This window comes from Pseudomonas sichuanensis, assembly GCF_003231305.1.
In the GTDB taxonomy this organism is placed as follows: domain Bacteria; phylum Pseudomonadota; class Gammaproteobacteria; order Pseudomonadales; family Pseudomonadaceae; genus Aquipseudomonas; species Aquipseudomonas sichuanensis.
In genome coordinates this window covers 1-25,351 of sequence record NZ_QKVM01000032.1, presented here as the reverse complement: position 1 = coordinate 25,351, position 25,351 = coordinate 1, and the positions used below count along the sequence as shown (strand labels likewise).

The window sequence follows — 25,351 nt, the reverse complement described above, 5'->3', positions numbered from 1 at the left end:
GAGCGCGTGATCGCGCTGGCGCTGGAAAACCCGATCAACCGCATTCTGCTCGACCGCCTGCCAGCACTCGACCTGCTGCGCAACAATCCGCTCAACCACCCGCCTGAAATGTTCCGCGCCAAGGCCGAAAGCTACCGGGCGCGCTGGCCGTGGCTCGCCATCGTCGAGTAGCGCCTGCGCCGGTCTATCCACACCAGCATGGCGCTGGCATACAGCGATACCAGCAGGAACAGCGCCAGACGCACGGCGAACGCCCGGTACACGTCCTGCCCGGCGACACTGTCCTGCACCGACTGGCCAAGCAGGATCAGCATGGTGGTCAGGCAGCTGACCCAGAACGCCGGAGCATGCCGGCTCGCCACCAGCCGTTGCAGGCGCCGCGCCTGCCACAGCGCGGCCAGCAGCACCCAGAGAAAGAACATCCACAGGTGCACGAACAGGCTCAACGCGCCCCACACCAGTATCGCCAACACCCCGGCCAGCAAGGTCGAACCCACCAGCTCGCGGGCCGCCTGGCGCGCGTCGGTCTCGCCGGCCTGCTGGCCCAGGCTCACCGACTTCATGATCAGAGGCATGAAACGGTCCGGGGCGATCAGTGCGAGCAGGAACGCCGGCATCACGATCAGCGTGGCACGCAGGGCGATCCAGCCGGCCTCGCGCGGGTCGAGGCGCGGCATGACGGGTGCGGCGGGCGCATCGGCCGGCTCCGGGAACAGCCAGTGGGCCACCAGGGTGCTCAGCACCGCCAGCAACATGCCCTTGGCCATTGCCTCGACCACCGACAGCGCCAGGGTGAAATCGCTGGTACCGGCGGCGGCGATCATGGTCAGGCCGATCACCAGCAGGTTGGCCAGCAACGCGTTGCCCCCGCGCAGCGCCCAGCGGAACACCAGCAGCAGGCCGACCGCCACCAGCAGCACGCCGCTCAGCGGCGCGTGGCGCAGCAACGGGATCAGCAGCAGGCCGCTGCCGCAGCTGAGCAGTACCAGCAGCGCCAGCACCGGGGCCATGCGCAACGGTAGCGCCGTGTTGCGCATCGCCAGCAGCAGCACGCACAGCACCGGTGCCAGTACCGGCACCGGCAGGCCGATGCCGAAACTCGCCGCCAGGCTCATGGCCGCGCCCCAGGCCAGGCGCAGCGCGCGGCGGCGGCGCAGTTCAATAGGCATACGACAGCCAACTCATGCACCACATGAACAGCCGTCCGAGCAGGTTCAGCGGGTTCCCCTCCCCAGGCAGCGCCATCACCTCGGCTTGGCCGCCGACGCGTAGTTGCGTGGTGTCCACCTCCTGGTCCGGGTCGAGCCCGACGATCACCGGGAAGCGTTGCGCCGAGCGCAGCCACTCGCGGCTGTTCTGCACCGTCGGCAGTTGCCCCGGCGGCGGCGCCTGGCCGCTGCTGACGGCCTGGCCGATGCTGCGGATGCGCCCGTGCAGCACCTCGCCCGGCAGGCTGTCGAGCACCACCAGCACGGGTGTGCCGCTGCGCAGGCGGCCGAGGTTGTTCTCGGTCATGTCGGCGCTGATCCACAGGTCGTGGGTGGCAACCAGGGTCATCAACGGGCTGCCGGCTCCCACGTAGTGCCCCACGTCCACCTTGAGGTCGGTGATACGCCCGTCGGAGTCGGCGCGCACCTGGGTGCGCGCCAGGTCGAGCCGGGCCTTTTCCAGGTTGGCGGCGGCACTGCGCAACTGGGCGTTGTCGTCGTCGCTGCCACCTTCCTGCTCCCTGGCCCGCTCGACTTCGGCGCGGGCCGCGGCCACCTGGCTGCGCGCCTGTTCGTAGGTGGCCTGGGCGCCTTCGAGGCGGCGCACCGACACCGTGCCCTGGTCCTCCTCGTACAGGCGCCGCAGGCGCTCGGCGTCCTGGCGCGCCTTGCGTTCGTTGGCCTGAGCCGCGGCCAGCGAGGCCTGGGCCGAATCGATGCCGGCGGTGTGGGCGCCGACCTGGCGCCGCGCCGCATCGTAGTCGGCCTGGGCCCGACCCAGGGCAATGCGGTACTGCTCCGGGTCCAGCTCGAACAGCAGCTCGCCTCGGCGTACCTGCTGGTTGTTGCCCACCGCTACCCGCCGCACCTGCCCGGCCACCTCGGCGCTCACCGGCACCACGTAGGCTTGCAGGCGGGCCTGCTGGGTGTAGGGGGTGAAGCGGTCGGCGAGCAGGTACCATGCCAGGCTCATGACGATCAGCAGCAGGACCCAGCGCAGGCTGCGATCGGCGGCTGGCGTGGTTGTGTCAGTCATTGCGCGTCACCTTGTTCATCGAGCAGGTCGCCCCAGTCGGTGCGTCGTTCCATCTGCCGCCGGGTCGGCGCGTCGATGGTCGGCACACGGCGCTCCCAGCCACCGCCGAGCGCCTTGTACAGCGCCACCAGGCTGCCCACCGCATTGCCGCGGCTGACCAGGTAGCCATCCTGTTGCTGCAACAGCAGTTGCTGGGCGTCGAGCACCCGCTGAAAGTCGGCGAAACCCTCGCGATACTGCGCGCTGGCCAGGCCCAGCGAGCGGCTCGCCGCCGCCGAGGCGCGGTCGCGGATGGCCGCGCTCTGCAACGCCCGCACCAGGGCGCTGGCGGCGTCGTCGGCCTCGCGCGCCGCCTCGCGCACCTGCTGGTGGTAAAGGCTGATCAGTTGCTGCAGGCGGGCGTCCTCGATACGCACGGCATTCTTGCGCCGCCCATAGTCGAACGGGTTCCAGATCAGCCCGGGGCCTGCGGCGATGTCGAAACTGTCGGGCACATGGCTGGCCGAAGCCAAGGTCCAGCCGATGCTGCCGAGCAGGCTCAGTTGTGGGTACAGGTCGGCCTCGGCCACCCCCACCAGCGCCGACTGCGCCGCCACGGCCTGCTCGGCGGCGCGGATGTCCGGGCGCCGGCGCAACAGCTCGGCCGGCACTGCCTGCAACACGGCGCGGTCCGGCAACGGCAGCTGAGCGTGCCGGGCGTCCAGCTCCGGCAGGGGCCCCGGGGGGCGGCCCAGCAGCGAACAGAGCACGTTGCGCAAGGCATTGAGCTGGTTCTCGAACTCCGGAATGGTGGCCTCGGTGGCCAGCAGCTGGGTACGCGCCTGCTGCCAGTCGAGTTCGTCGTTCTCGCCATGGCGGAACAGCCGCTCGGTGATTTCGAGGCTGCGTGCCTGGCGCCGCGCGTTGTCCCGGGCGATGTCCAGCCGCGCCTCGGTGGTGCGCAGGGCGAAGTAGCTGTCGGCCACCTGCGCGCGCAGCAGTACCAGGGCGTCCGTGTAGTTGGCCTGGGAGGCGAAGTACAGCGCATCGGCCGACTCGACGGCGCGGCTGAAGCGCCCCCAGAAGTCGATCTCCCAGGCGATGTCGAAACCCAGGCTCGACTGCCAGAACACCGAGTCGCGCGCGGTAGAGGTGCCGGACTGATCCTGCTTGAGGTACAGGCTCTGCGCGCGCAGCTGCTGCAGCTGCGGGTAGCGCCCGGTCTGCACGATGGCCAGTTGCGCTCGGGCCTCGGCGATACGCAGGCCAGCCACTTGCAGGTTGCTGTTGTGCGCCTCGGCCTCGGTGATCAATGCATCGAGGGTGGGGTCGGCGAACAGCTGCCACCACTGGCGCGGGTCGGCCCCAGGGGCGGTGGCCTGGCTCAGCAATGGTGTGCTCCAGCGGTCCAGCCAGGGATCCTGCGGCGGGTTGAAGTCCGGCCCGACCTGGGTACAGCCCGCCAGCAGCGCCAGCAGGCTCAAGGCACAACGACGTGGTGAGCCGGGCATGGCAGATCCGCGCTCACACCGCGGGCCCGTCGGGCCGGGCGGGCACCTGCTGGTCCACCCACTGCCAGAACAGGTTGTAGGTCACCGCCAGGATCACCGGGCCGAGGAACAGGCCGATGATGCCCTGCACCACCATCCCGCCCAGGGCGCCGATCAGCACCACCGGCATCGGCACGTCCACCCCGCGTCCCAGCAGCAGCGGCTTGAGCACGTTGTCGGCCAGGCCGGCGACGAAGGTGTACACGGCGAACACGATGGTCACCAGGCTGAAGCCCTCGCTGTAGAACACGTAGGCGATCACCGGCAGGGTCACCAGCGTCGCCGGGGCCTGGGCGATGCCCAGCATGAGGATGACGATCGCCAGCATGCCGGCGGCCGGCACGCCCTTGACCACGAAACCGACGCCGATCAGCAGCATCTGGATGAAGGCGATGCCGATCACCCCCTGGGCCACCGCGCGGATGGTCGCCGTGCACAACCTGGCGATGGGCTTGCCGCGCTCTTCGCCGGACACGCGCATGGCGATGCGTTGCGCCGCGCGCTGGCCGTTCTCGCCGAAGGCCATGATCACCCCGCCGATGATGATCGCGCCGATGAACATCAGGAAGGCGCCGCCCGCGCTGGCGGCGACGCCCAGCACCGCGAGGGCGGTGCTCTTGAGGTTGGACGCCTGGTTGGCGAGCACGCTGCTCAGGCTTTGCGACGCCGCCAGCCACACGTCGTGCAGCCGTGGCCCGATCAGCGGCCAGCCGGCCACCGAGTCCGGTGGCGGGGGTAGTTGCCAGGCACCGCTCTTGACCAGGTTCGTCAGGCTGTCCAGCGACTCGATGATCGACGCCACCACCAGGTAGATCGGCACCAGCAGCACCAGCAGCACCAACACCACCACCAGGCTCGCGGCATGGCCCTCGCGCATCCCGGTCAGGCGTTTGATCCGGCCATGCAACGGGTACAGGGTGACCGCCAGGATCACCGCCCAGAGCATCAGGTCGAGGAACGGCTGGAACACCCGGTAGGCGAACAGCACCAGCGCCGCCACCAGCCCGGCCTTGATCAACACGTCGAGCATCCCGCGCGACAATTCGCTGTCCAGCTTGAAGCTCGGCATCATCCTTCTTCTCCGGGTCGGATCACGGTGGCGACAGGCTGTTCGGCTCGGTCGCCGGTGGCTGGTCCATCCTCATCCAGCACCGTGCCCTGGCGATGCTGCTCGAGCAGCCACTGCGCTTCCTGCTGCTGATAACGCTGCATCCAGGCGGCCGCCTGCGCCTCGCTGCGGCCCAGCGCAATGAAGGCGCGACGGGCCATCTCGAGGCTGGAGTGGAACGTCTCGCGCACCGGGTTGACCCCCAGGTCGAGCAGGCGCAGCACGTCGCGGTGATTGCGCGCGGCGGCGATCACCTGGGCCTTGGGGTACAGGTGCACGAGCACGTCGACGGTCTTCTGGTTGCTCTGCGCGTCATCTGCGGCGACGATCACCAGCGCGGCCTGGTCGACCTTCGCCGCGCGCAGGATTTCCGAGCGCGACGGGTCGCCGTAGAACACCGTGGGGCCATCGCCGCGTGGCCGGGCCTTGCGCGCGAGGGCTTCAGCCGAGGCGTCCAGGGCCACCACGCGAATGCCTTCGGCATGCAGCATGCGCCCGATGGCGCGCCCCAGGCGGCCAAAGCCGGCGATCACCACCTGCGGGGTGTCTTGCAGTTGCGGCGGTTCCTGCGTCAGGTCGGCCTGATCGGCCGGGCGCAGCTGCCGGGCCAGGGCCATCATCACCAGCGGCACCAAGGCCATCGACAGGGTGATGGCCAGCACCAGCAGATCGTGCACCCGCTGCTCCAGCACCTGGTGCTGCAAGCCGAGCTTGAACACCACGAAGGCGAACTCGCCCCCGGACGCCAGCACCACCGCCAGGCACAGCGCCTGGGGTCGGTCGAGGCCGCCGAACACGCGACCGATGCCCCACAGCAGCGGCAGCTTGAGCGCCACCAGCATCACGGTCAGCCCCAGCACCTGCAGCGGCATGCCGACCAGCAGGCGCAGGTCGGCGGTCATGCCCACACCCACGAAGAACAACCCCAGCAGCAGGCCCTTGAGCGGCTCGATCTGCGACTCCAGCTCATGGCGGAACTCCGACTCGGCCACCAGCACCCCGGCGAGGAACGCGCCCAACGCCATCGACACGCCGACATGCTCCATCAGCCAGGCCGTCCCCAGTACCAGCAGCAGCGCGGTGGCGGTCGACAGCTCATGCAGGCCGCTGCCCACCGTCCAGCGGAACACCGGGCGCAACAGGTAGCGCCCGGCGATCACCACCACCCCGATACCCAACAGCACCGCCAGCAGCGGCCAGGTACCTTCGTCGGTGGTCCCGACGCCACCACCGAGCAAGGGCACCACGGCGATCAGCGGGATGGCCGCGATGTCCTGGAACAGCAGAATGGCCACCGCGAGGCGGCCATGGGGCTTGCCCAGGTCCTTACGCTCGGCCAGCACTTGCAGGCCGAAGGCGGTGGACGACAGCGCCAAGCCCAGGCCCAGCACCACGGCGGTGGCCGGGGCCTGGCCGAACAGCAGCCAGGCCAGCAGCCCGAGCAGCAACGCGGTCAGCCCCACCTGCAACGAACCGATGCCGAACAGTGCCCGACGCATGGTCCACAAGCGCCGTGGCGAGAGCTCCAGACCGATGACGAACAACAGCATCACCACGCCCATCTCCGACAGCCGTGCGACGTTGTGCGGGTTGTCGATCAGCCCCATCACCGACGGGCCGATGAGAATGCCGGCCAGCAGGTAGCCCGGCACCGCCCCCAGTTTCAGGCGCTGGGCCAGTGGTACCAGGAGCACCACTGCCAGCAGGAAAACCACTGTCGCCTGCAACAGGCTGCCGTCATGTGGCATGTGTGCCCTCCCCTGAACCCGAAAACCCCTGTAGGCGCCGGTTTGCCGGCGATGCGGCCAGGATGATCGCCCTTACCGGGAGCCCACTACTCGCCCTGCACCGCCACCGCCGTCCAGCTGCTGTCCGGGTCGAACCCTTTCATCGCCCGGGCCACTTTTTCGCCGTCGGGCCCCAAGTCCTTTTCGAACACTTCGCCGTCGTGGCTGATCATGAAGCTCATCACCCCGCTGTCGTCGTAACGGGCCGGCCAGGCGACCAGGGCAAAGCCGCGGATCATGCGGTCGCCTACCCGGTAGTCGTAGGCGCCACCGGGTGCCGATGGCCCCTGGGCGTCGAGGATGCGGAAGTGGTAGCCATGCCAGTCGTCGCCGGCTTGCTCCTGGCCAAACAACGGGCCCAGCGGGCTGATCTGGCCATCGCTTTCGTCGGCCCAGTACAGGCCATCGTGCTCGCCGGGCGTGCTGAAGATCTTGCGGGCGTACTCCAGCGCGCCGTTGCCGTTGCGGTCCTGGCTGGCGTATTCCATCTGCGCGTCGTGGTAAGCCAGCATCGATTGCAACGCCGCCAGTTCGTTGCGGCCGATGCGCCGGGCACGGATCTCGGCGCTGCCTGCCTTGAGGTCGAAGCGCCAGCCGTCGGCGCCCTTGGCCAGGGGGATCGGCAGGGTCCAGCCCTCGCGCCCCACCGCCAGCACCGCGCCACGCTCGCCGGTGTGTTCGATGCGGTGTTCGGCGCGGTACTGCTCGAGGAAGGTCTCGACGTCGCGGTGCTGCACCCCGCCACGCGGTATGTAGGTGCGCCAGTCCTCGCCGAGCAGCTTGCCGAAGCGTGCTTCGTCAGGTGGCTGGGTACCCAGCGCGGCAACGAAGGCGTCGACGGCCGCCTGCGGGGTGGCGAACACTGCCTGGGCCGTCGCCAGGCTTGGCCAGGCCAGGCTGGCGGCCAGCCAGCAGGCACTCAAGATGCGCGCGCTCATCGACGGCCTCCTCCCCGTTGACGCCCGCCGGAAAAGCTCGGGCGGGAAACCGGCTGCCCGCTGGCGCGCGGCGCGCTGCCGCGCTGGGCGAAGGCCTGGCTGGTGCGCCCGCGGCTGGCCTGGGCGCTGCTGCGCGACGGCGAGCGCACGCCATCAAAGGCGTTGTTACGGGCGCGACCGGTGTTCTGGCGTTGCGCCACCTGCTGACGGGCCTGGCCTTCGTTCTGCCGGCGCTGGTTGAGCTGCGTGCCCTGGTTGGCGCGTGGCGCGTCCTGGCGGCGTTCGGCCAGGCGCGGATTGTTGTTGCGCTCGGTCTGTGCCTCGCGCATGCGTTCGCGGGCCTGCACATTGTTGCTGGCGGGCCGCTCGATGCCGTGGCGGTCCATCGAGCTGAGCGCGTTCTGCCGCGCCTTGGCACGCTGGGCGTCGTCGCCACGGTAGGCGGCGCGGTCGCGCGCGCCGTCCAGCTGGCGGCCGTATTGCTCGCGGTTGCGGGCATCGCGGTACGGCACCCCGTCGCGGTGCACGGGGTTGTGCTGCCACTTGTTGTTGCTGATGTTGTTGATCTGGTTGTTGCGGTTGATGTTGTTGTAGCGATTCACGTCGATGTCTACGTCATGGTTGTTCCAGTCGCAGTCGCCCCACAGCGAGGCGACGATCGCCACCCCGGTACCGAAGGCCAACCCGGCGACCAGCGCCTGGCCCGGGTAGTAGGCCGGCGGCGGCGGATAGTAGGCCGGCGGCGAGGCCGGGTAGGCCCAGGTGCCGTAGATGGTCGTGGGGTTGTAGGTGGGCACGTAGACCGTCTGCGGGTCGGCGGGCTGGATGATGATGGTCTGGTTGCTGGCCGGGGCGCTCTGGCTGTCCGCGGGCTTGCTGGCCGGCGCGGCCTGCACGGTGACGTTCTGGTACTGGTTGCTCTGCAGGTTGCCGGCGGCCTTGGCCTGCTGGCGCAGGCGCTGCACGCCGTTCATCAGGTCGTCCGGCTGGGCCAGGAACGCATCGCCCAGGCGCTGCACCCAGACCGGGTCCTGGCCCAGCGTGGCGAGCACCTGGGGGAAGGCCACCAGCGCCTGCACGCTGGGGTCCCAGGGCTGGCTGGCCACCTGCTTGACCGCGTCATCGCCCTTGGCGTCCGGGTGAGCCTTCGACCAGGTGACCGCTTCGGCCACCTCGCCCGGGTAGGTGCTGGCCATCAGCACCTGCGCCAGCAACGGGTCGGGGTACAGGGCGATAGGCGCGAGCATCTGGTCCAGCTGCTCCTGGGTGAACACCGCCTGCTTGGTGGCGGCGGGCTCGGGCGCCACCGGGCCAGAGTCCGCCGTCTCGGCGAACGAAGGGGCAGCATGCAACGCCAGCATTACGGCCAGTACGCAGGACAATCGAGTGCGCATTCACACCTCCCAGGTGGGTCATACCGCTCGAAATGGGTAAGTCGAAGACCGGGAGGTGAACGCTTGAACTGCCAGCGACTGATTTCAGCTTCGGTGCTGAGTGGCAAGGGTAGCAGAGGGATCCGTGAGCATTCGGGTTGTGACAGACAAGGAATTGCAGGGTCATATCGAGTCGATCCTCGCCAGCTCGATTCTGCACAAAGGTACTCACGGCTGGATGAAGGAACTCGAGGGGGCCCTCGCGCAGGTCCGCATGCGAGAAATTGCTGATCTGTTCGATGCGCAATACACCGGCAGGATCGCAGCGCCATACTGACCGCTCACCCATGCTTGTGGCGCGTAACGGCGCCACCTGAGCAAACCCGGCTAGGCGTACCCCGGCCCACCTGCCGCATCCTGTGCCTGCCCGTGACCCCAGGAACCCGCACCGATGCCCAGCCCCTCGCCCAGCCGCCCCTACGACCAACGCTTCGCCGCCGTGCTCGCGCATATCGAGGGCAACCTCGACGGCGACCTGTCGCTGGAGCGCCTGAGCCAGGTGGCGAACTTCTCGGTGCACCACTTTCACCGCCAGTTCAGCGCCTATGTCGGTGTGCCGGTGGCGCGCTACGTGCAACTGATGCGCCTGCGCCGTGCCGGCCACGCGCTGGCCGCCGACCCGGCGCTGGCGGTGCTGCAGGTGGCGCTGGATGCCGGTTTCGACAGCCCGGAGGCTTTCGCCCGTGCCTTTCGGCGTGACTTCGCACTGTCGCCGAGCGCCTTTCGCCGGGCGCCGGACTGGCGCGCCTGGAACACGGCATTTCGCATTCCCCACTTTGCCAGGAGCATCAGCATGCAAGTCCGTATCGTCGATTTCACGCAAACCCGGGTGGCCGCCCTGGAACACCTTGGCCCACCCGCGCAACTGCCGGCCACCGTGGGCCGCTTCATCCAATGGCGCACCCATGGCGATGAGTCGCCAGTGGCCACCCGGCGCACCTTCGGCATTCCCTACAACAATCCCGATACCACCGCACCAGAGGACTTTCGCTTCGCCATCTGCGGCGAGATCGATGCCGAAGTGGCCGCCAATCCATTCGGCGTGCGAACACTGGTCATCCCCGGTGGGCGCTGCGCCGTGGTGCGGCATGTGGGCTCACCGGACCATATCGGCGAGACCATCTACCCGCTCTACCGCGACTGGCTGCCGACCAGCGGCGAAGAACTACGCGACCACCCGCTGTTCTTCCATTACCTGAGCGTGTACCCGCAGACGCCGCAGGCACAGTGGCAGACCGACATCTACCTGCCGCTGGCCTAGGGTCTAGCGCCTGCTCAACGCCAGCCGCGCCGCGAACAGCACGAACACCAGGCCGGTGCAGCGGTCCATCCAGCGGATCACGCGTTCGCGGCGCAGCACCTCGGCCAGCGGCCGGGTGGCGGCGATCAGGCCGGTCGCCCAGAGCAGCCCCAGCAGCACATGGATACCCACCAGCCCGAAAGTCCAGGCCACCAGCGGCTGGCCCTGGGGAATGAACTGGGGCAGGAAGGACACATAAAAGATGCCGACCTTGGGGTTGAGCAGGTTACCCAGCATGCCCTTGACGAACCAGTTGCCGGTGGACGGCGCCCGCTCGCCAGCCGGTGCCATCGACTGGCGCGGGCGCAGCAGCATGTTCACCCCCAGCCAGGCCAGGTAGGCGGCGCCGCAGTACTTGAGCAGGTTGTAGGCCAGCTCCGACACCGCAATCAGTGCGCCCAGGCCGAAGGCCACCGCCGCGCCCCACAGCAGGCAGCCGGCATTGATGCCCAGCGCGGCGCGCAGTGCCTGCTGGCGGCTTTCCACGGCGGCGGTGCGCAGGATCAGCGCGGTGTCCAGGCCGGGCGTCAGCGTCAGCAAGGTGGCGGCCAGGGTGAAGGCGATCAGGTTGTCGGCGAAGGGCATGGCGCAGGGCTCGGCGAGGCAATGCGGGCACGTTAACAGATGGCCGCGAAGCCTTCACCACACGCCTTGCAAAGCTGTTAGCCTTGCCCTGTTCAGGTCACCACGGACAGCCCATGGCCAACCACAAGATCGAGATCCGTCGACGCAACATCGACAAGATCCTCCAGGCCGCCGAGCAGGTGTTCGCCGCCAAAGGCTACGGCGCCACCTCGATGGGCGACATCGCCGAGCAGGCGCAGCTGCCGCGCTCTAACCTGCACTACTACTTCAGCACCAAGGACGAGCTGTACCGCGCAGTACTGCAGGACCTGCTGGATGTGTGGAAGCAGGACGCACTGTGTTTCGAGCGCTTCGACGACCCACGGGTGGTGCTGACCAGCTACATCCGCGCCAAGATGGGCCATTCGCGTTCGCGGCCGCTGGGCTCGAAGATCTGGGCGGAAGAGATCCTGCACGGTGCGCCGGTGCTCGGCCCGACCCTGGACGACACCCTGGTGCCCTGGGCGCAGCTCAAGGAAACCAAGATCCGCAGTTGGGTGCAGGACCGACGGATCCTGCCGGTGGAACCTTCGGCGCTGCTGTACATGATCTGGGCGGCGACCCAGCACTATGCGGATTTCGGCTATCAGGTGACGCTGCTCAACCGCGGCGAACCGCTGTCCGACCTGGCCTTCGAAAGCGCGGTACAGACTGTGACCAGCGTCATCTTGCGCGGCATCGGGCTGGAGCCCTGAGCACCGCGCTCAGCCACTGGCCGCCGGGCCTTGCAGGAAGGCCAGCAGGTGTTCGTTGAACAAGGCCGGCGCCTCCTCCATCACGAAATGCCCGCAGCCTGGCAGGATCACGCCACGCACCGCCTGGGCATGCCCCTGCAGGGTCTGCAACGGCGCATCGCCGGTGGCATGCTCGGCCCCGATCGCCAACACCGGCATGCGCAACGGGCGGGCAGCACGCTCGCGGTTCTGCCGGATGGTTTCAGGAATCGCCCGATAGTAGGCAAACCCACCGCGCATCCCACCGGGTGACGAATAGGCGCGAACATAGACATCGGATGCCACGGCATGGCGCTGGATGGCCCAGCGATCGAACATGAAATTCAAGTAACCCTCCTCACGCCCGGCAATCAGGAACTCCGGCAGGTCTCGGACCTGGTTGAACAGGAAATGCCAGAGGAAAATGTTCTCCTGCGGGTCCACGAAGATCGGCGGCGCCGCTGCCAAACCCGGTATCACCGCCTCGGCCACCGCCAGCGAGCGCACCGCTTGCGGCTGATCGCTGGCCAAGGCGTACGCCACCCACATGCCCACATCATGACCGACCAGGTGATAGCGCTCATGCCCCAGCTGCGCCATGAGCGCATGCAACAGGCGGGCGACGTTGCCGGTGTCGTAGCCGTGCTCGGGCCGGTCCGAGTCACCCAGGCCGGGCGGGTCGACGGCAATCGCCTTGAAGCCTCGCGCGGCCAGCGCAGGCAGCACATGGCGCCAGGCATACCAGGTCTGTGGCCAGCCGGGCACCAGCAGCACGGGCTCGCCCTCCCCGGCCACGGCGCAATGGATGCGCAGCCCTTCCACCTGCACATAGACATGGGCGAACGCGTCGTCCCGGGACTCGATGACTGGGTTCATGCCCGTACTCCCACTGCGTTGCCAGCCACGGCAAGCCCCAGCATGCGCTGTATCTGCCCAGGGGCGAGCGGTGCGCCGGCAAAGTCGTCGAAGACCTGCCCGGTGACCTGGATGATGTGTCGGTCGATGAACTCGACGCCCTCCCGGGCCCCGACCTCCTGGTCCTTGAGGCAGCACTCCCACTCAAGGGTGGCCCAGCCATCGAAGTCGTACTGCGCCAGCTTGGCGAAGATCGCCTTGAAATCGACCTGCCCATCGCCCAGCGAGCGGAAGCGCCCGGCGCGCTCGGCCCAGTCGCTGTAGCCGCCATAGACACCCTGCCGGCCGCTCGGATTGAACTCGGCATCCTTGACGTGAAACATGCGGATCAACGGGTGGTACAGGTCCAGATAGGCCAGGTAGTCGAGCTGCTGGAGCACGAAATGGCTGGGGTCGAAAAGGATACGGCAGCGCTCGTGCTCGCCCACCAGGGCATGGAAGCGCTCGAAGCTGGTGCCGTCGTGCAGGTCCTCGGCCGGGTGGATCTCGAAGCACAGGTTCACGCCCTGCTCGTCGCAGACATCGAGAATCGGCCGCCAGCGCCGCGCCAGCTCTTCGAAGGCAGCCTCCACCAGGCCTTTCGGGCGCTGCGGGAAGGGGAACAGATAAGGCCAGGCCAAGGCACCGGAAAACGTACCCATGTCGGCCAGGCCCAGATTGCGGCTGGCGCGCGCTGCCAGCTTCATTTGTTCGATGGCCCAGTCGGTGCGCGCCGCCGGCCGCCCCGCCAGTGAAGCGGGCGCGAACGCGTCGCACAGGGGGTCATAGGCCGGGTGCACCGCGACCAACTGGCCGAACATATGCGTGGTCAGTTCGCTGATCTGCAGGCCGTGCCCTGCCAGCTGCCCCTTGATCTCGTCGCAGTACCCCGTGCTCTGCGCGGCCAGGGCCACATCGAACAGGCGAGCATCCCAGGCCGGGACCTGCAGGGCCTTGAAACCCAACTGCGCGGCCCAACCGGCGATGCTGTCCAACGAATCGAACGGCGGGTTGTCACTGCTGAACTGTGCCAGGTGCAGGCTTGGGCCTTTGAGCGTTTTCATCGATTCCTTCCTATTGTTTGTCGATCAACAAACAATAGGTGTGATCGACGCTGCCCGTCAATCGCGAATTGGCTAGAATGCCCGTTTGGCGCATTCAGGCAGACAGGCAATGGCAGGACGACCACGGGAATTCGACAAGCAGCAGGCACTGCGCAAGGCGCTGCGGCTGTTCTGGGAACACGGTTACGAAGGCACCTCGATGGCGGCGCTGGTCGCCGGGCTGGGTATCGCCTCGGCGCGGATCTACGCGGCCTTCGGCAGCAAGCAGCAACTGTTCGAAGAAGCCGTGGCACTGTACGAATCGGCCGAAGGCGGTTTTGCCGACCGTGCCCTGGCCCTGCCGGATATCCACCAGGCGCTGGAGCAGATGCTCGAGGACGCCATCGCTACCTATACCCGTGTCGACGAGCCCAAGGGATGCCTGGTGGTAAGCGCGGCCAGCGGCGTTGCACCGGACAACGTCGCGGTGCAGCAGTGGTTGGCGGATCACCGTCGCCAGCGCAGCGAATCGATCATTGCCCGGCTAAGCCGTGCCCGCGAGCAGGGCCAGTTGCCGCCCCACACCGATGTCCAGGCCCTGGGGCATTTCTACGCGATCTTTCTCCATGGCATCTCGGTGCAGGCACGTGATGGCGTACCCGCGGCGGCCCTGCGCAGTGCCTGCCACAGCGCCTTGGCCGTGCTGCCGCGATAGGCCTGCTCAGCGGCCCAGATGCTCACAGAGGAAATCGATGAACACCCGGGTCTTGTGCGGCACATGGCTGCTGTGCGGGTACACCACGCTGATCGGCTGCGAAGGCAGGCTGTACTGCGGCAACACCCGCTGCAGCTCACCACTGGCCAGGTCCTGCTCCACCAACCACGCCGGCAGCACGGCCACCCCCAACGACGCGCGGGCCATGGCGCGGATGGCGTGGCTGGCGTTGGACCGAAAAGCGGCAGTGCCGGTGATGCTCAGGCAGTCGCCCTCCCCAGCCTGCAAGGTCCAGCTGGTCGGGTTGTGCAGGTTGCTGTTGGCGATCCACGGCAGGTTCGCCAGGTCCGCCGGGTGCTCGATGCCGTGGCGGGCGATGAACCCAGGTGCTGCCACCAGCAGGATGTCGTAATCGGCCAGCTTGCGGCTGCGCAGGTTCGAATCCACCAAGGTGCCGAGGCGCACCACTAGGTCGAGCCGTTGCGCAATCAGGTCACTCAATGACGAGTCGATGTCGTAGCTGATCGACAGCCCTGGGTAGCGCTCGGCGAACAGCGGGATCAGCGGCAGGATGAAGCGCTCGCCATACTCGCCGGTGGTGCTGATGCGCAGTGTGCCGGCCACGCCGTTGTGCCGCTGCATGACGCTCTCGAAGGCGCTCTCGACATCGCCGACGATCACCTTGAAGTCGTCGTAGAACGCCTGGCCGGTTTCAGTCGGCGCGATGGCGCGGGTGGTGCGTACCAGCAGGGTCACCGCCAGGGCCTGTTCCAGTGCCTTGACGTGCTGGCTGGCCATCGCCTTGCTGATCCCGAGGAAGTCCGCCGCTTTGGTAAACGAGCCGAAATCGACCACTGCCAAAAACGTCTGCACCCGGTTGAGCTGGGTGTGGAGGGCCGTGCGCAGCATTGTTCATTTCCATCAAACAGAGTTTCAAGGGTAACGGCATCGACCGGGTCAGTCCAAGCCGCTTAGGCTGCGCGCGGCAAAGGAGTGGCAATGACTAATCGATACCGCGTGGCGACTGTTTTCCTGTTGGGCTTCTTCATCGACTGCATCAACATCTTCATGCCGGCCGTGGCCATGCCACGGATCGCGGCCAGCTTCGCCATCGACAACGCCAACAGTGCCTGGGTGGGCAACGCCTACATCCTCGGGCTGGCCCTGGTGATGCCGGTCAGTACCTGGCTGGCGGCGCAATGGGGCGCCAGGAAGCTGCTGAGCGCCAGCATGCTCGGGTTCGCCGTGGCGGCGTGGGGCTGCGGGCAGGCCGACGGCTTTGCCGGGCTGATCGCCTGGCGCCTGCTCCAGGGCATGGCTGGCGGGCTGCTGATCCCGGTGGGCCAGGCACTGACGTTCAACCTGTTCCAGGGGCCGGAGCGCGCCCGGATATCCACCCTGGTGATGGCCGTGGCACTGATTGCGCCTGCGCTGTCGCCGAGCCTGGGCGGGCTGATGGTCGACCGAGGCAGCTGGCCCTGGGTCTTTCACGCCAACATTCCGCTGGCGCTGTTGGCGGCCGGGCTGGCCTGGCTGTGGATCCGCGACGTACCCGGCACGGCGCAGGCACGGCCAGACTTTCTCGGCCTGCTGCTGGTCAGCGCCGCGCTCGCCGCCCTGCTGCTGGGGATGTCGCTGTACGGCGCCGGCCATGGCCTGGCCTGGGCATTGCCGTGCCTGGCCCTGGGCGCGGTGTGTGCCTTGCTGTATCGCCGGCATTACCGCCGCACGAACAGCGCCATCCTCGAACTCGATCTGCTCGGCAGTGCGCGGCTGAAGGTTTCCATGTGGATCTACCAGGCCATCCCCGGGATCTTCACCGGGGTCAATCTGCTGAACCTCTTCTACCTCCAGGACACCCTGCACCTGAGTGCCCAGGCCAGCGGTCTGTTCATGCTGGTGTACGCCGCCGGCGCCTTCGCCGCCATGCTGATGGTGGGCCGGGCCTACAACCGCGCCGGGGCAAGGCGCCTATTCCTGCTGGGCATGCTCCTGCACAGCCTGGGCATCGCCCTGCTGGTGCTGGTCGACAGCGCACGGGACGGCCACCTGCTGATCCTCGCCTACGCCTTGATGGGCATCGGTGGCGGCATCGGCGCCAACACCGCGCAGACCACTGCATTGCTCGACTTCACCGGCCAGCGGACCCAGCAGGCCAGCGTGCTGTGGAACCTCAACCGGCAGATGGCCTTCAGCGTTGGCGCGGCGCTGCTGTTGATGGTCTTCAACCTGCTGCTCGATCGGCTGGGCAGCACCCTCGCCTACCACCTGAGCTTCGCCCTGGCGGCGCTGCTCGGGCTGGCGCCGCTTGCGCGGCTACACACATTACCCAAGGAGAACCCCCAGCATGCCTGACACCGCGATTGCCCGTGCCGAGCACAGCATCCATCACGTACACGAGCTGATCCAGATGGTCTTCAGCCGCCCCGCCGCCGAGGCCCAGACGGTACTGGGCGGCTTGATGGCAGTGTTCGCCGAGGATTTCAGCATGGTCGGTATCGCGGGGACGGTGTTCGATCGCCAGCAGGTCGAGCAGTTGTTCAAACGCGTCGCCGGGGCGCGGCCGGGGCTTGAGATCGAAATCGACGAAGTGCAGGTCGTGTGGCGAGCAGGCATGAATATGGCGGTGCGCTACAAGGAGGTCCAGCGGCTGCAGGGCGTGGCGCAGGCTCGCTGGGCGTTGGCGATACTCGAATGCAGTGAGCGCGGGGTGGTGTGGCGGTGTTTGCAGGAGACGCCGGTGGGTGCGAACTGAGGCCTACCAGACATGGTCACGTTGCAACAAATGTGGGAGCGGGTTTACCCGCGAAGCGCCGCGCGGGCGGCGCTCGATCTCATAGGCGCTGCAAAAACTCCGGCAGGCACGTGGTGGCCCTCACCCAATACCCCTCCATCCACCTGGTGGCCATTACCCAATCCTGATTTTCCAGGGTCACCAATGCGATGCCCAAGCGCCTGCCTTGGGATCGCATGTGGGCCACCATGTGCATGACGAAAGATGTCCAGCGCTCTCAAGATCGAGCGCCGCCCGCGCGGCGCTTCGCGGGTAAACCCGCTCCCACATTTGTTTCGGGCCAATTATGCCTGTGAGGGTACCGCTGCCAGCCTTGGTGCATGGCGTAAGACATGTGAAGGCCCCGGTTCAACCCACCTCGCGATAGGGATTGCGCGGATCCTGGGTCCAGTTCATGTACGGCTTGCCGGTGTCCTGCGCCTGCATGTCGATGCAGCTTTCCACCGGGCAGGTGATCTGGCACAGGTTGCAGCCCACGCACTCTTCCTCGATCACACTGTAGGCATGGGTGCCGTCGGCCTTGAGCGTGCTGGCGATGGCCTGGTGCGAGGTGTCTTCGCAGGCGATGTGGCAGCGCCCGCAGCCGATGCAGGCGGCCTGGTCGATATGCGCCACCGACTTGTAGTTGATGTCCAGGTACTTCCAGTCGGTGGTATGCCCCACAGCCTGGCCACGGAAGGCGTCCAGGTTGCGGTGGCCATGCTGGTCCATCCAGCGCGCCAGGCCGTCCTGCATGTCCTCGACGATGCGAAAACCATGCAGCATCGCCGCCGTGCACACCTGTACCGCGCCACTGCCCAGGGCCATGAACTCGGCCGCGTCGCGCCAGTTGCCGATGCCGCCGATACCGCAGATCGGCAGGCCCCGCGTCTCGGGGTCGCGGGCGATCTCGGCGACCATGTTCAGGGCGATGGGTTTGACCGCCGAACCGCAATAGCCACCGTGGGTACTCTGATCGCCAACGATCGGGTGGGCCACCATGCGGTCGAGGTCGACGCTGGTGATCGAGTTGATGGTGTTGATCAGCGACACCGCGTCCGCCCCGCCACGATGGGCCGCCCGCGCGGCCTGGCGAATGTCGGTGATGTTGGGGGTGAGCTTGACGATCACCGGCAGCGAGCAGTGGATCTTGCACCAACGGGTGACCTGCTCGACGTACTCGGGCACCTGGCCGACCGCAGCGCCCATGCCGCGCTCGGGCATGCCGTGGGGGCAGCCGAAGTTGAGTTCGATGCCGTCGGCGCCGGTGGCCTCCACCAGCGGCAGGATGAATTTCCAGGATTCCTCGACACACGGCACCATCAGCGACACCACCAGCGCCCGGTCGGGCCAGTCCTTCTTCACCTGGGTGATTTCACGCAGGTTGATCTCCAGCGAACGGTCGGTGATCAGCTCGATGTTGTTGATGCCCTGCACCACACGGTTGGCGCCGTAGTGCGCCGAGTAGCGCGACGACACGTTGACCGCTGCCGGGTCCTCACCCAGGGTTTTCCACACCACCCCGCCCCAGCCCGCCTCGAAGGCGCGGACCACGTTGTAGGCCTTGTCGGTGGGTGGCGCCGAGGCCAGCCAGAAGGGGTTGGGCGCCTTGATGCCGGCGAACACGATGGACAAGTCGGCCATTTATGCAGCCTCCACGTTGAGCATGAGTTGAGCATGGATGGCTTCGGCGGCCAGCTTGCCGTGCTGCACGGCCTGGACGGTGAGGTCCTGGCCCAGGGCGGTGCAGTCGCCGCCGGCATAGATGCCCGGCAGGCTGGTCTGCATGCGCGCATCGACGCGTATGCGCTCGCCGTCGCGGGCCAGTTGCGCGGCCAGTGGGTCGCTGAGGCTGGCGTCGTCGAAGCGTTGGCCGATGGCCTTGAAGATTGCGTCGGCGGCCAGTTCGAAGGTTTCGCCGGTGTCGCCGAGGCGGCCATCGACCAGCTGGGTGCGCACGAAGCGCATGCCGCGCACCCGGCCTGAGTCATCGAGCAATACGGCATCCGGCCGAGCCCAGGTGTGCAGGCGCACCTGATTGTGTTTGGCGATCTCCTGTTCATGGCCGGTGGCGCTCATGTCGGCCTCGCCCCGGCGGTACACCAGGTTGACGTCGCGCGCGCCCAGGCGGCTCATCTGCACCGCCATGTCGATGGCGGTGTTGCCGGCGCCGATCACCAGGCAGCGGTCGGCCAACGGCAATTGGCGGAGGTCGTCGGCCTGGCGCAGTTCGCGGATGTATTCGGTGGCGGCCAGCACGCCGGGGGCTTCTTCATCGGCCAGGCCCAATTGGCGCACGGCATCCAGCCCCAGGCCGAGGAACACGGCATGGTACTGGCTGTGCAGCTCGGTCAACGACAGGTTGCTGCCCAGCCGTTGGCCGTGGCGGATCTCGATGCCACCGATGCCCAGCAGAAACTCCACTTCGCGCTGGGCGTAGTCGTCCACCAGCTTGTAGCGGGCGATGCCGTATTCGTTGAGGCCGCCGGCTTTGTCTCGCGCCTCGAAGATCACCACGTCGTGGCCGTGCATGGCCAGGCGATGGGCGCAGGACAGCCCGGCAGGGCCGGCACCGACCACGGCGATGCGCTTGCCGGTAGCCGGCGCGCGCTGGAACGGGTGAGCGCTGAAGTGCGCGTTGTCCAGGGCGTAGCGCTGTAAGAGGCCGATCAGCACCGGCGCACATTCCTGGGCGTTGTTGCGCACACAGGCCTGCTGGCAGAGGATCTCGGTGGGGCACACCCGGGCGCAACTGCCGCCGAGGATGTTGGCCGAAAGGATACGCTCGGCAGCGCCTTGCAGGTTCTCGTCACTGATGCGGTGGATGAACGAGGGGATGTCGATTTCGCTGGGGCAGGCGTTGACGCACGGCGCGTCGTAGCAGTACAGGCAGCGTGCGCTTTCGACGGCGGCCTGGCGGGCGGTGAGCGGGGGCGCAAGGTCGCTGAAGGCCTCGGCCAGCTGGTCGGCGCCGGCCCGGGGGCGCGGCAAGTGGTTCAGGGCGTCGATCACGGTTGTAGCCTCTCTCGTTTTTATTGGAGGCGGCGGTGGTCAAGGGCCGCGTCCGTTTTGGGGATGGCAGTCAATAGGGGCTGGCGTGGGAGCGGATTTTCATAGACCAGCGTGGGAGCGGGCTTGCCCCGCGATCACCGGCCAAGCCGGTGCCACACACTGCGATGCTCGCTTCGCGGGGCAAGCCCGCTCCCACGGGATCAGCGCTGAACTGGCGTCGGTTTGTGCCGCTCGGCCCGGCGCTCCAGCACCTCGTACACCGACGGGTACGCCGGGCGCTCCACATAGCGCCCTGCCCCAGGCTCGGCACGCAGGTCGCCGTCGGCCCACAGCACATTGCCCTGGCTGATGGTGTGGCTGGGGACGCCACGCACGGTACGGCCTTCGAAGATGTTGAAGTCGACGCGCTGGTGGTGGGTCTGGGCGCTGATGGTGCGCGTGCCCTGCGGGTCCCACAGCACCAGGTCGGCGTCGGCGCCAACACGGATGGCGCCCTTGCGCGGGAACAGGTTGAAGATCTTCGCGGTGTTGGTGGAAGTCAGCGCGACGAACTCGTGCATCGACAGGCGCCCGCTGTTCACCCCGGCGTCCCACAGCACCGCCATGCGGTCCTCGATGCCTGCCGTGCCATTGGGGATACGGCTGAAGTCGTCGCGGCCCATGGCCTTCTGCTCGGCGCAGAAGCAGCAGTGGTCGGTGGCGGTGGTGTGCAGGTTGCCCGACTGCAGGCCCCCCCACAGAGCGTCCTGGTGCTCGCGCGGGCGGAACGGCGGGCTCATCACGTAGCCGGCGGCGGTGGCCCAGTCCGGGTCGCGGTAAACGCTGTCGTCCAGCAGCAGGTGGCCGGGCAGCACCTCGCCATACACCGGCTGGCCCTTGGCCCGGGCATAGGTGATCTCGTCGAGCGCCTCACGGCTGGACACGTGCACCAGATACAGCGGCGTGCCGAGGGTTTCGGCAATGCGGATGGCGCGGCTGGCGGCCTCCCCTTCAACCTGCGAGGGCCGCGACAACGGGTGCGCCTCGGGCCCGGTCAGCCCTTGTGCCAGCAGCTTGCGCTGCAGGTGATAGACCAGTTCGCCGTTTTCGGCATGCACGGTGGGCACCGCGCCCAGTTGCAGGCAGCGCTCGAAGCTGGCCACCAGGGTGTCGTCGGCGGCCATGATCGCGTTCTTGTAGGCCATGAAGTGCTTGAAGCTGTTGACCCCATGCTGGGCCACCAGCTCGCCCATCTCCTCGGCGACCTGCTCGCTCCACCAGGTGATGGCGACGTGGAAGCCGTAGTCGGACGCACTCTTCTGCGCCCAGCCACGCCAGGTGTGGAAGGCTTCGAGCAGCGACTGCTGCGGGTTGGGGATGACGAAGTCGATGATCGAGGTGGTGCCGCCGGCCAGGCCCGCGGCGGTGCCGCTGAAAAAGTCCTCGCTGGCCACGGTGCCCATGAACGGCAATTGCATATGGGTGTGCGGGTCGATGCCGCCGGGCATCAGGTACTGGCCGCTGCCGTCGAGCACCTGGCAATCGGTGGGCGCTTCGAGGTTTTCACCGATGGCGCGGATCACGCCGTCGGCACACAACACATCGGCGCGGTAGCTTTCTTCATGGGTAACCACGGTGGCGCCACGGATCAACAGGGACATGCCGTCTTCCTCGCAGGCTGACCGGTCTTTGTGGCCGGTTCTTGGAATTTTCATGGGCCAGTGCCTGCGGGTTTCGGTCAATCCTGTCAGGCCTGACAAGAATCGAGGCTAGTTGTGGTTCTGACATTCATCAAGAAAAAATATATGCAAATACTCAAAATTTTATCTTGTTGATTTATATGAATTAATTGCAAGAATCACCAAAACGGAACAGCCCTTCACCATTTTGACGCACTTGACAGGATGCAAATTTGGTCAAGATTTTCTACGCAAATTCAGCTGTTTAAAAACGGCTGGGCAGGCGCAGGCAGCGCAGCGCAAATACCAGGCCGCACCGCTTTGAATCACGGCGTGCCGCCCTGTATCGACGTTGCAGTTGTTCGCACGTTCCAGGCGCAATCAGGAATGCTTTTGCAAGTCAGTAAGTTACCTGCGGTCAGCAGCGATCACCGGGAAAGGCCACGGCCAACCCGGCACGGTTGTTGTAACCCCGGCCACAACCGCCATGGCCGGACCGCAGGTGCAGTACTGGTGGTGTGTGTACTCCGGCCATCGCATTAGCCCGATGAGCAAACAACAAGAAAAAAACCCTGGAGAAGGCCCCATGCAACAAAGCAGATCACAAGTGGTCGAGCAGCATGGCCTGTTCGAACTCGACGCCGGCAGCGACGTGCTCGACAGCCCCCGTTACAACCACGACATCGCCCCCACCAAAGTGCACCAACGCACCTGGAACAAGTGGCACATCACCGCGCTGTGGGTCGGCATGTCCATCTGCGTGCCCACCTACACCCTCGGCGGCGTGCTCACCGCCTACTTCGGCCTGAGCGTGGGCGAGGCGCTGCTGGCGATCCTGCTGGCCAACCTGATCGTGCTGATCCCGCTCACCCTCAACGCCTTCCCCGGCACCAAGTACGGCATCCCCTTCCCGGTGCTGCTGCGCTCGTCGTTCGGCATCTTCGGCTCCAACGTGCCCTGCTTGATCCGCGCCGTGGTGGCCTGTGGCTGGTTCGGTATCCAGACGATGTTCGGCGGGCTGGCCATCCACCTGTTCCTCGGCTCGCTGTTCCCCGAGTGGAAGGCGCTGGGCGGCACCGGCGAAGTGATCGGTTTCATGCTGTTCTGGGCGCTGAACCTGTGGGTGGTGCTGCGGGGCGCCGAGTCGATCAAATGGCTGGAAACCCTGTCGGCGCCGCTGCTGGTGGCGGTGGGTATCGGCCTGCTGTTGTGGGCGATGCCGCACATGTCCATGACCGAGTTGCTGGCACAACCGCCCAAGCGCCCGGAAGGCGCCAGCGTGGTCGGCTATTTTTGCGCCGGGCTCACTGCCATGGTCGGCTTCTGGGCCACCCTGTCGCTGAACATCCCCGACTTCAGCCGCTACGCGAAAAGCCAGAAGGACCAGATCCTCGGGCAGATCTTCGGCCTGCCGCTGACCATGTTCCTGTTCGCCTCGCTGGGGGTGATCATGACCGCGGCCTCGGCCTCGCTGGTGGGCCAGACGGTGTCCGACCCGGTCAGCCTGATCGGCCATATCCAGAGCCCGGGCTGGGTGGCGCTGGCCATGGCGCTGATCATCATCGCCACGCTGTCGACCAACACGGCGGCCAACATCGTCTCGCCCACCAACGACTTCCAGAACATCGCCCCACGGCTGATCGGGCGCAGCCGCGCGGTATGGCTGACCGGCTTCATCGGCCTGGCGCTGATGGGCCACGAGCTGCTCAAGAAGCTCGGCTGGATCGTCTCCGACTTGAGCCTTGAAAGCGTGTATTCCAACTGGCTGCTGGGCTACTCCAGCCTGCTCGGGCCGATCGCCGGGATCATGGTGGTGGATTACTTCCTGGTGCGGCGCCAACAACTGGACCTGGCCGGGCTGTACCGCGACGACGTGTACCCGGCGTGGAACTGGGCCGGTTTCGCCGCCTTCGGCGTGCCGGTGGCGCTGACCGTGATGGCCATCGGCAACAGCAGTTTCAGCTGGTTCTACGACTACGGCTGGTTCACCGGTTCGTTGCTGGGTGGCGGCTTGTACTACGCCCTCGGCGCCGTGGCCCTGCGCGGCCAGGCACGGCTGGCCAAGCCGTTGCCATGAACGCACCGCTCCCTGCGTGGGAGCGGGCTTGCCCCGCGCTGGGGCCGCAACAGCCCGACAAAAAAAGCCTGAGGAGACACCCATGACCACCCTCGCCAAGGAAGTCCTGCAATCAAGCAAGCACCACATCGACAGCGCACGCCTGTGGCAATCGCTGATGGACCTCGCGCGTCTCGGCGCCACCCAGAAAGGCGGTGTATGCCGCCTGGCGCTGACCGACCTCGACCGCCAGGCCCGCGACCTGTTCGTGCAATGGTGCGAAGCCGCCGGCTGCACGGTGACGGTCGACGGGGTCGGCAATATCTTCGCCCGCCGCCCGGGGCGCAACCCCAAACTGCCACCGGTGATGACCGGCAGCCATATCGACACCCAACCCACCGGCGGCAAGTTCGACGGCTGCTTCGGGGTGATGGCCGGGCTGGAGGTGATCCGCACCCTCAACGACCTGGGCGTGGAAACCGAAGCGCCGCTGGAGGTGGTGGTGTGGACCAACGAGGAAGGCTCGCGCTTCGCCCCGTGCATGATGGGCTCGGGGGTGTTCGCCGGTAAGTTCACCCTGGAAGAAACCCTGGCCAAGCGCGATGCCCAGGGCGTCAGCGTTGGCGAGGCGCTGAACGCCATCGGCTATGCCGGCCCGCGGGCGGTGCTCGGGCACCCGGTGGGGGCATATTTTGAAGCGCATATCGAGCAGGGGCCGATCCTCGAGGACCAGGCCAAGACCATCGGCGTGGTGCTCGGCGCGCTCGGGCAGAAGTGGTTCGACCTGACCTTGCGCGGTGTCGAGGCGCATGCCGGCCCGACGCCGATGCACCTGCGCAAGGACGCTCTGGTCGGCGCCGTCGCGGTGGTCGAGGCGGTCAACCGCACCGCCCTCGCTCACCAGCCCCATGCCTGTGGCACGGTCGGCTGCCTGCAGGCCTATCCGGGGTCGCGCAACGTGATCCCAGGTGAGGTGCGCATGACCCTTGACTTCCGTCACCTGGAGGGCGAGCAGCTGGACGCGATGATCGCCGAGGTGCGCGGGGTGATCGAGGCGACCACGGCCAAGCATGGACTGAGCTATGAGCTGACGCCGACTGCCGACTTCCCGGCCCTGTATTTCGACACTGTCTGCGTTGATGCCGTGCGTCATTCGGCGGCGGCGCTGGGGTTGGCGCACATGGATATTGTCAGTGGCGCCGGGCATGACGCGATTTTCCTGGCGGAGCTGGGGCCGGCGGGGATGATCTTCGTGCCTTGCGAAGGGGGGATCAGCCATAACGAGATCGAGAATGCTACGCCTGGGGATTTGGCGGCGGGGTGTGCGGTGTTGTTGCGGGCGATGCTGGCGGCTTCGGAGGCGATTGCGGGGGGGCGGTTGGCGGCTTGAGGGGTTCGGCTTCGGCTTCGGCTTTCAGAGTGTTGGTTTTGATAGATGTATGCGCATTCGGCGGCGATGGTGACGCGCAGTCACCTTTCCGCCCTTACGGCGGCCTACTTTGGTCTTGGCCAAAGTAGGCAAAG

Annotated in this window: 23 protein-coding genes; 9 read left to right on the top strand and 14 right to left on the bottom strand. The window is 67.0% G+C overall.

The features are described 5' to 3' along the window. Positions 1–6 precede the first annotated feature (6 nt). Positions 7–171, top strand: a complete 165-nt coding sequence (locus tag DM373_RS28770; protein WP_157966854.1) for a hypothetical protein — start codon at positions 7–9, stop codon at positions 169–171. On the opposite strand, the gene DM373_RS17250 is transcribed toward DM373_RS28770, so the two are convergent. The 7 genes from DM373_RS17250 to DM373_RS17220 all read right to left on the bottom strand — a co-directional run bounded on the left by DM373_RS17250 (position 132) and on the right by DM373_RS17220 (position 9,000). Next, positions 132–1,169: a DUF2955 domain-containing protein gene (locus tag DM373_RS17250; protein ID WP_110994723.1), complete on the bottom strand. Its 1,038-nt coding sequence runs from the start codon at positions 1,167–1,169 to the stop codon at positions 132–134. The two genes, DM373_RS28770 and DM373_RS17250, sit on opposite strands and share 40 nt — an antisense overlap. Continuing rightward, on the bottom strand, positions 1,159–2,244 hold the full coding sequence (locus tag DM373_RS17245; protein WP_110994722.1) for an HlyD family secretion protein: 1,086 nt from the start codon (positions 2,242–2,244) through the stop codon (positions 1,159–1,161). The genes DM373_RS17250 and DM373_RS17245 overlap by 11 nt, the downstream gene beginning before the upstream one ends. Continuing rightward, positions 2,241–3,734: an efflux transporter outer membrane subunit gene (locus DM373_RS17240; RefSeq protein ID WP_110994721.1), complete on the bottom strand. Its 1,494-nt coding sequence runs from the start codon at positions 3,732–3,734 to the stop codon at positions 2,241–2,243. Before DM373_RS17240 ends, DM373_RS17245 begins: the two co-directional genes overlap by 4 nt. 13 nt (positions 3,735–3,747) lie before the next feature. Further along, positions 3,748–4,845, bottom strand: a complete 1,098-nt coding sequence (locus tag DM373_RS17235; protein WP_110994720.1) for an AI-2E family transporter — start codon at positions 4,843–4,845, stop codon at positions 3,748–3,750. Then, the gene (locus tag DM373_RS17230) at positions 4,842–6,629 is read right to left on the bottom strand and encodes a monovalent cation:proton antiporter-2 (CPA2) family protein (protein WP_110994719.1); all 1,788 of its coding nucleotides are present in this window, start codon (positions 6,627–6,629) and stop codon (positions 4,842–4,844) included. The genes DM373_RS17235 and DM373_RS17230 overlap by 4 nt, the downstream gene beginning before the upstream one ends. Positions 6,630–6,715: 86 nt before the next feature. Further along, on the bottom strand, positions 6,716–7,606 hold the full coding sequence (locus tag DM373_RS17225; RefSeq protein WP_110994718.1) for a DUF2950 domain-containing protein: 891 nt from the start codon (positions 7,604–7,606) through the stop codon (positions 6,716–6,718). Then, positions 7,603–9,000: a DUF3300 domain-containing protein gene (locus tag DM373_RS17220; RefSeq protein ID WP_110994717.1), complete on the bottom strand. Its 1,398-nt coding sequence runs from the start codon at positions 8,998–9,000 to the stop codon at positions 7,603–7,605. Before DM373_RS17220 ends, DM373_RS17225 begins: the two co-directional genes overlap by 4 nt. A 124-nt stretch (positions 9,001–9,124) precedes the next feature. Here DM373_RS17220 and DM373_RS28765 point away from each other — a divergent pair, with 124 nt between their 5' ends. Together DM373_RS28765 and DM373_RS17215 are read left to right on the top strand one after the other, a co-directional pair. Continuing rightward, positions 9,125–9,316: a hypothetical protein gene (locus tag DM373_RS28765; RefSeq protein ID WP_157966853.1), complete on the top strand. Its 192-nt coding sequence runs from the start codon at positions 9,125–9,127 to the stop codon at positions 9,314–9,316. 114 nt (positions 9,317–9,430) lie between these two features. Continuing rightward, positions 9,431–10,300, top strand: a complete 870-nt coding sequence (locus DM373_RS17215) for an AraC family transcriptional regulator (RefSeq protein ID WP_110994716.1) — start codon at positions 9,431–9,433, stop codon at positions 10,298–10,300. A 3-nt stretch (positions 10,301–10,303) separates the two neighbouring features. Here DM373_RS17215 and DM373_RS17210 read toward each other — a convergent pair whose 3' ends face one another. After that, positions 10,304–10,924 (bottom strand): LysE family translocator, encoded by a 621-nt coding sequence (locus tag DM373_RS17210; RefSeq protein WP_110994715.1) that lies wholly within the window; start codon positions 10,922–10,924, stop codon positions 10,304–10,306. Positions 10,925–11,037: 113 nt separating this feature from the next. On the opposite strand from DM373_RS17210, the gene DM373_RS17205 reads away from it, so the two are divergent. After that, a complete protein-coding gene (locus tag DM373_RS17205; RefSeq protein ID WP_110994714.1) occupies positions 11,038–11,658 on the top strand; it encodes a TetR/AcrR family transcriptional regulator in 621 nt (206 codons plus the stop codon). Positions 11,659–11,667: 9 nt separating this feature from the next. Here DM373_RS17205 and DM373_RS17200 read toward each other — a convergent pair whose 3' ends face one another. Beyond that, positions 11,668–12,552, bottom strand: coding sequence for an alpha/beta fold hydrolase (locus DM373_RS17200; RefSeq protein WP_110994713.1), 885 nt, complete (start codon positions 12,550–12,552; stop codon positions 11,668–11,670). Continuing rightward, entirely contained in the window at positions 12,549–13,634 is a 1,086-nt protein-coding gene (locus DM373_RS17195) for a sugar phosphate isomerase/epimerase family protein (protein ID WP_110994712.1), read from the bottom strand. Before DM373_RS17195 ends, DM373_RS17200 begins: the two co-directional genes overlap by 4 nt. Positions 13,635–13,743: 109 nt before the next feature. Here DM373_RS17195 and DM373_RS17190 point away from each other — a divergent pair, with 109 nt between their 5' ends. Next, positions 13,744–14,328: a TetR/AcrR family transcriptional regulator gene (locus DM373_RS17190; protein WP_110994711.1), complete on the top strand. Its 585-nt coding sequence runs from the start codon at positions 13,744–13,746 to the stop codon at positions 14,326–14,328. Positions 14,329–14,334: 6 nt separating this feature from the next. On the opposite strand, the gene DM373_RS17185 is transcribed toward DM373_RS17190, so the two are convergent. Beyond that, positions 14,335–15,237: a LysR family transcriptional regulator gene (locus DM373_RS17185; RefSeq protein ID WP_110994710.1), complete on the bottom strand. Its 903-nt coding sequence runs from the start codon at positions 15,235–15,237 to the stop codon at positions 14,335–14,337. Between the two features lie 90 nt (positions 15,238–15,327). Between DM373_RS17185 and DM373_RS17180 the strand changes: the two genes are divergently transcribed. Continuing rightward, entirely contained in the window at positions 15,328–16,683 is a 1,356-nt protein-coding gene (locus tag DM373_RS17180) for an MFS transporter (protein ID WP_110994709.1), read from the top strand. After that, entirely contained in the window at positions 16,676–17,083 is a 408-nt protein-coding gene (locus tag DM373_RS17175) for a DUF4440 domain-containing protein (RefSeq protein WP_110994708.1), read from the top strand. Before DM373_RS17180 ends, DM373_RS17175 begins: the two co-directional genes overlap by 8 nt. Before the next feature lie 387 nt (positions 17,084–17,470). On the opposite strand, the gene preA is transcribed toward DM373_RS17175, so the two are convergent. From preA to hydA, 3 genes are all read right to left on the bottom strand, one after another. Beyond that, positions 17,471–18,745, bottom strand: coding sequence for an NAD-dependent dihydropyrimidine dehydrogenase subunit PreA (preA, locus tag DM373_RS17160; protein ID WP_110994707.1), 1,275 nt, complete (start codon positions 18,743–18,745; stop codon positions 17,471–17,473). Further along, positions 18,746–20,113, bottom strand: coding sequence for an NAD(P)-dependent oxidoreductase (locus DM373_RS17155; protein WP_110994706.1), 1,368 nt, complete (start codon positions 20,111–20,113; stop codon positions 18,746–18,748). Between the two features lie 200 nt (positions 20,114–20,313). Next, on the bottom strand, positions 20,314–21,753 hold the full coding sequence (gene hydA / locus DM373_RS17150; RefSeq protein WP_110994705.1) for a dihydropyrimidinase: 1,440 nt from the start codon (positions 21,751–21,753) through the stop codon (positions 20,314–20,316). Between the two features lie 604 nt (positions 21,754–22,357). Between hydA and DM373_RS17145 the strand changes: the two genes are divergently transcribed. Both DM373_RS17145 and DM373_RS17140 read left to right on the top strand, forming a co-directional pair. Then, a complete protein-coding gene (locus DM373_RS17145) occupies positions 22,358–23,848 on the top strand; it encodes an NCS1 family nucleobase:cation symporter-1 (RefSeq protein WP_110994704.1) in 1,491 nt (496 codons plus the stop codon). Positions 23,849–23,930: 82 nt separating this feature from the next. Further along, complete coding sequence (locus DM373_RS17140) at positions 23,931–25,217, top strand: Zn-dependent hydrolase (protein ID WP_110994703.1); 1,287 nt, start codon at positions 23,931–23,933, stop codon at positions 25,215–25,217. Positions 25,218–25,351: the final 134 nt, after the last annotated feature.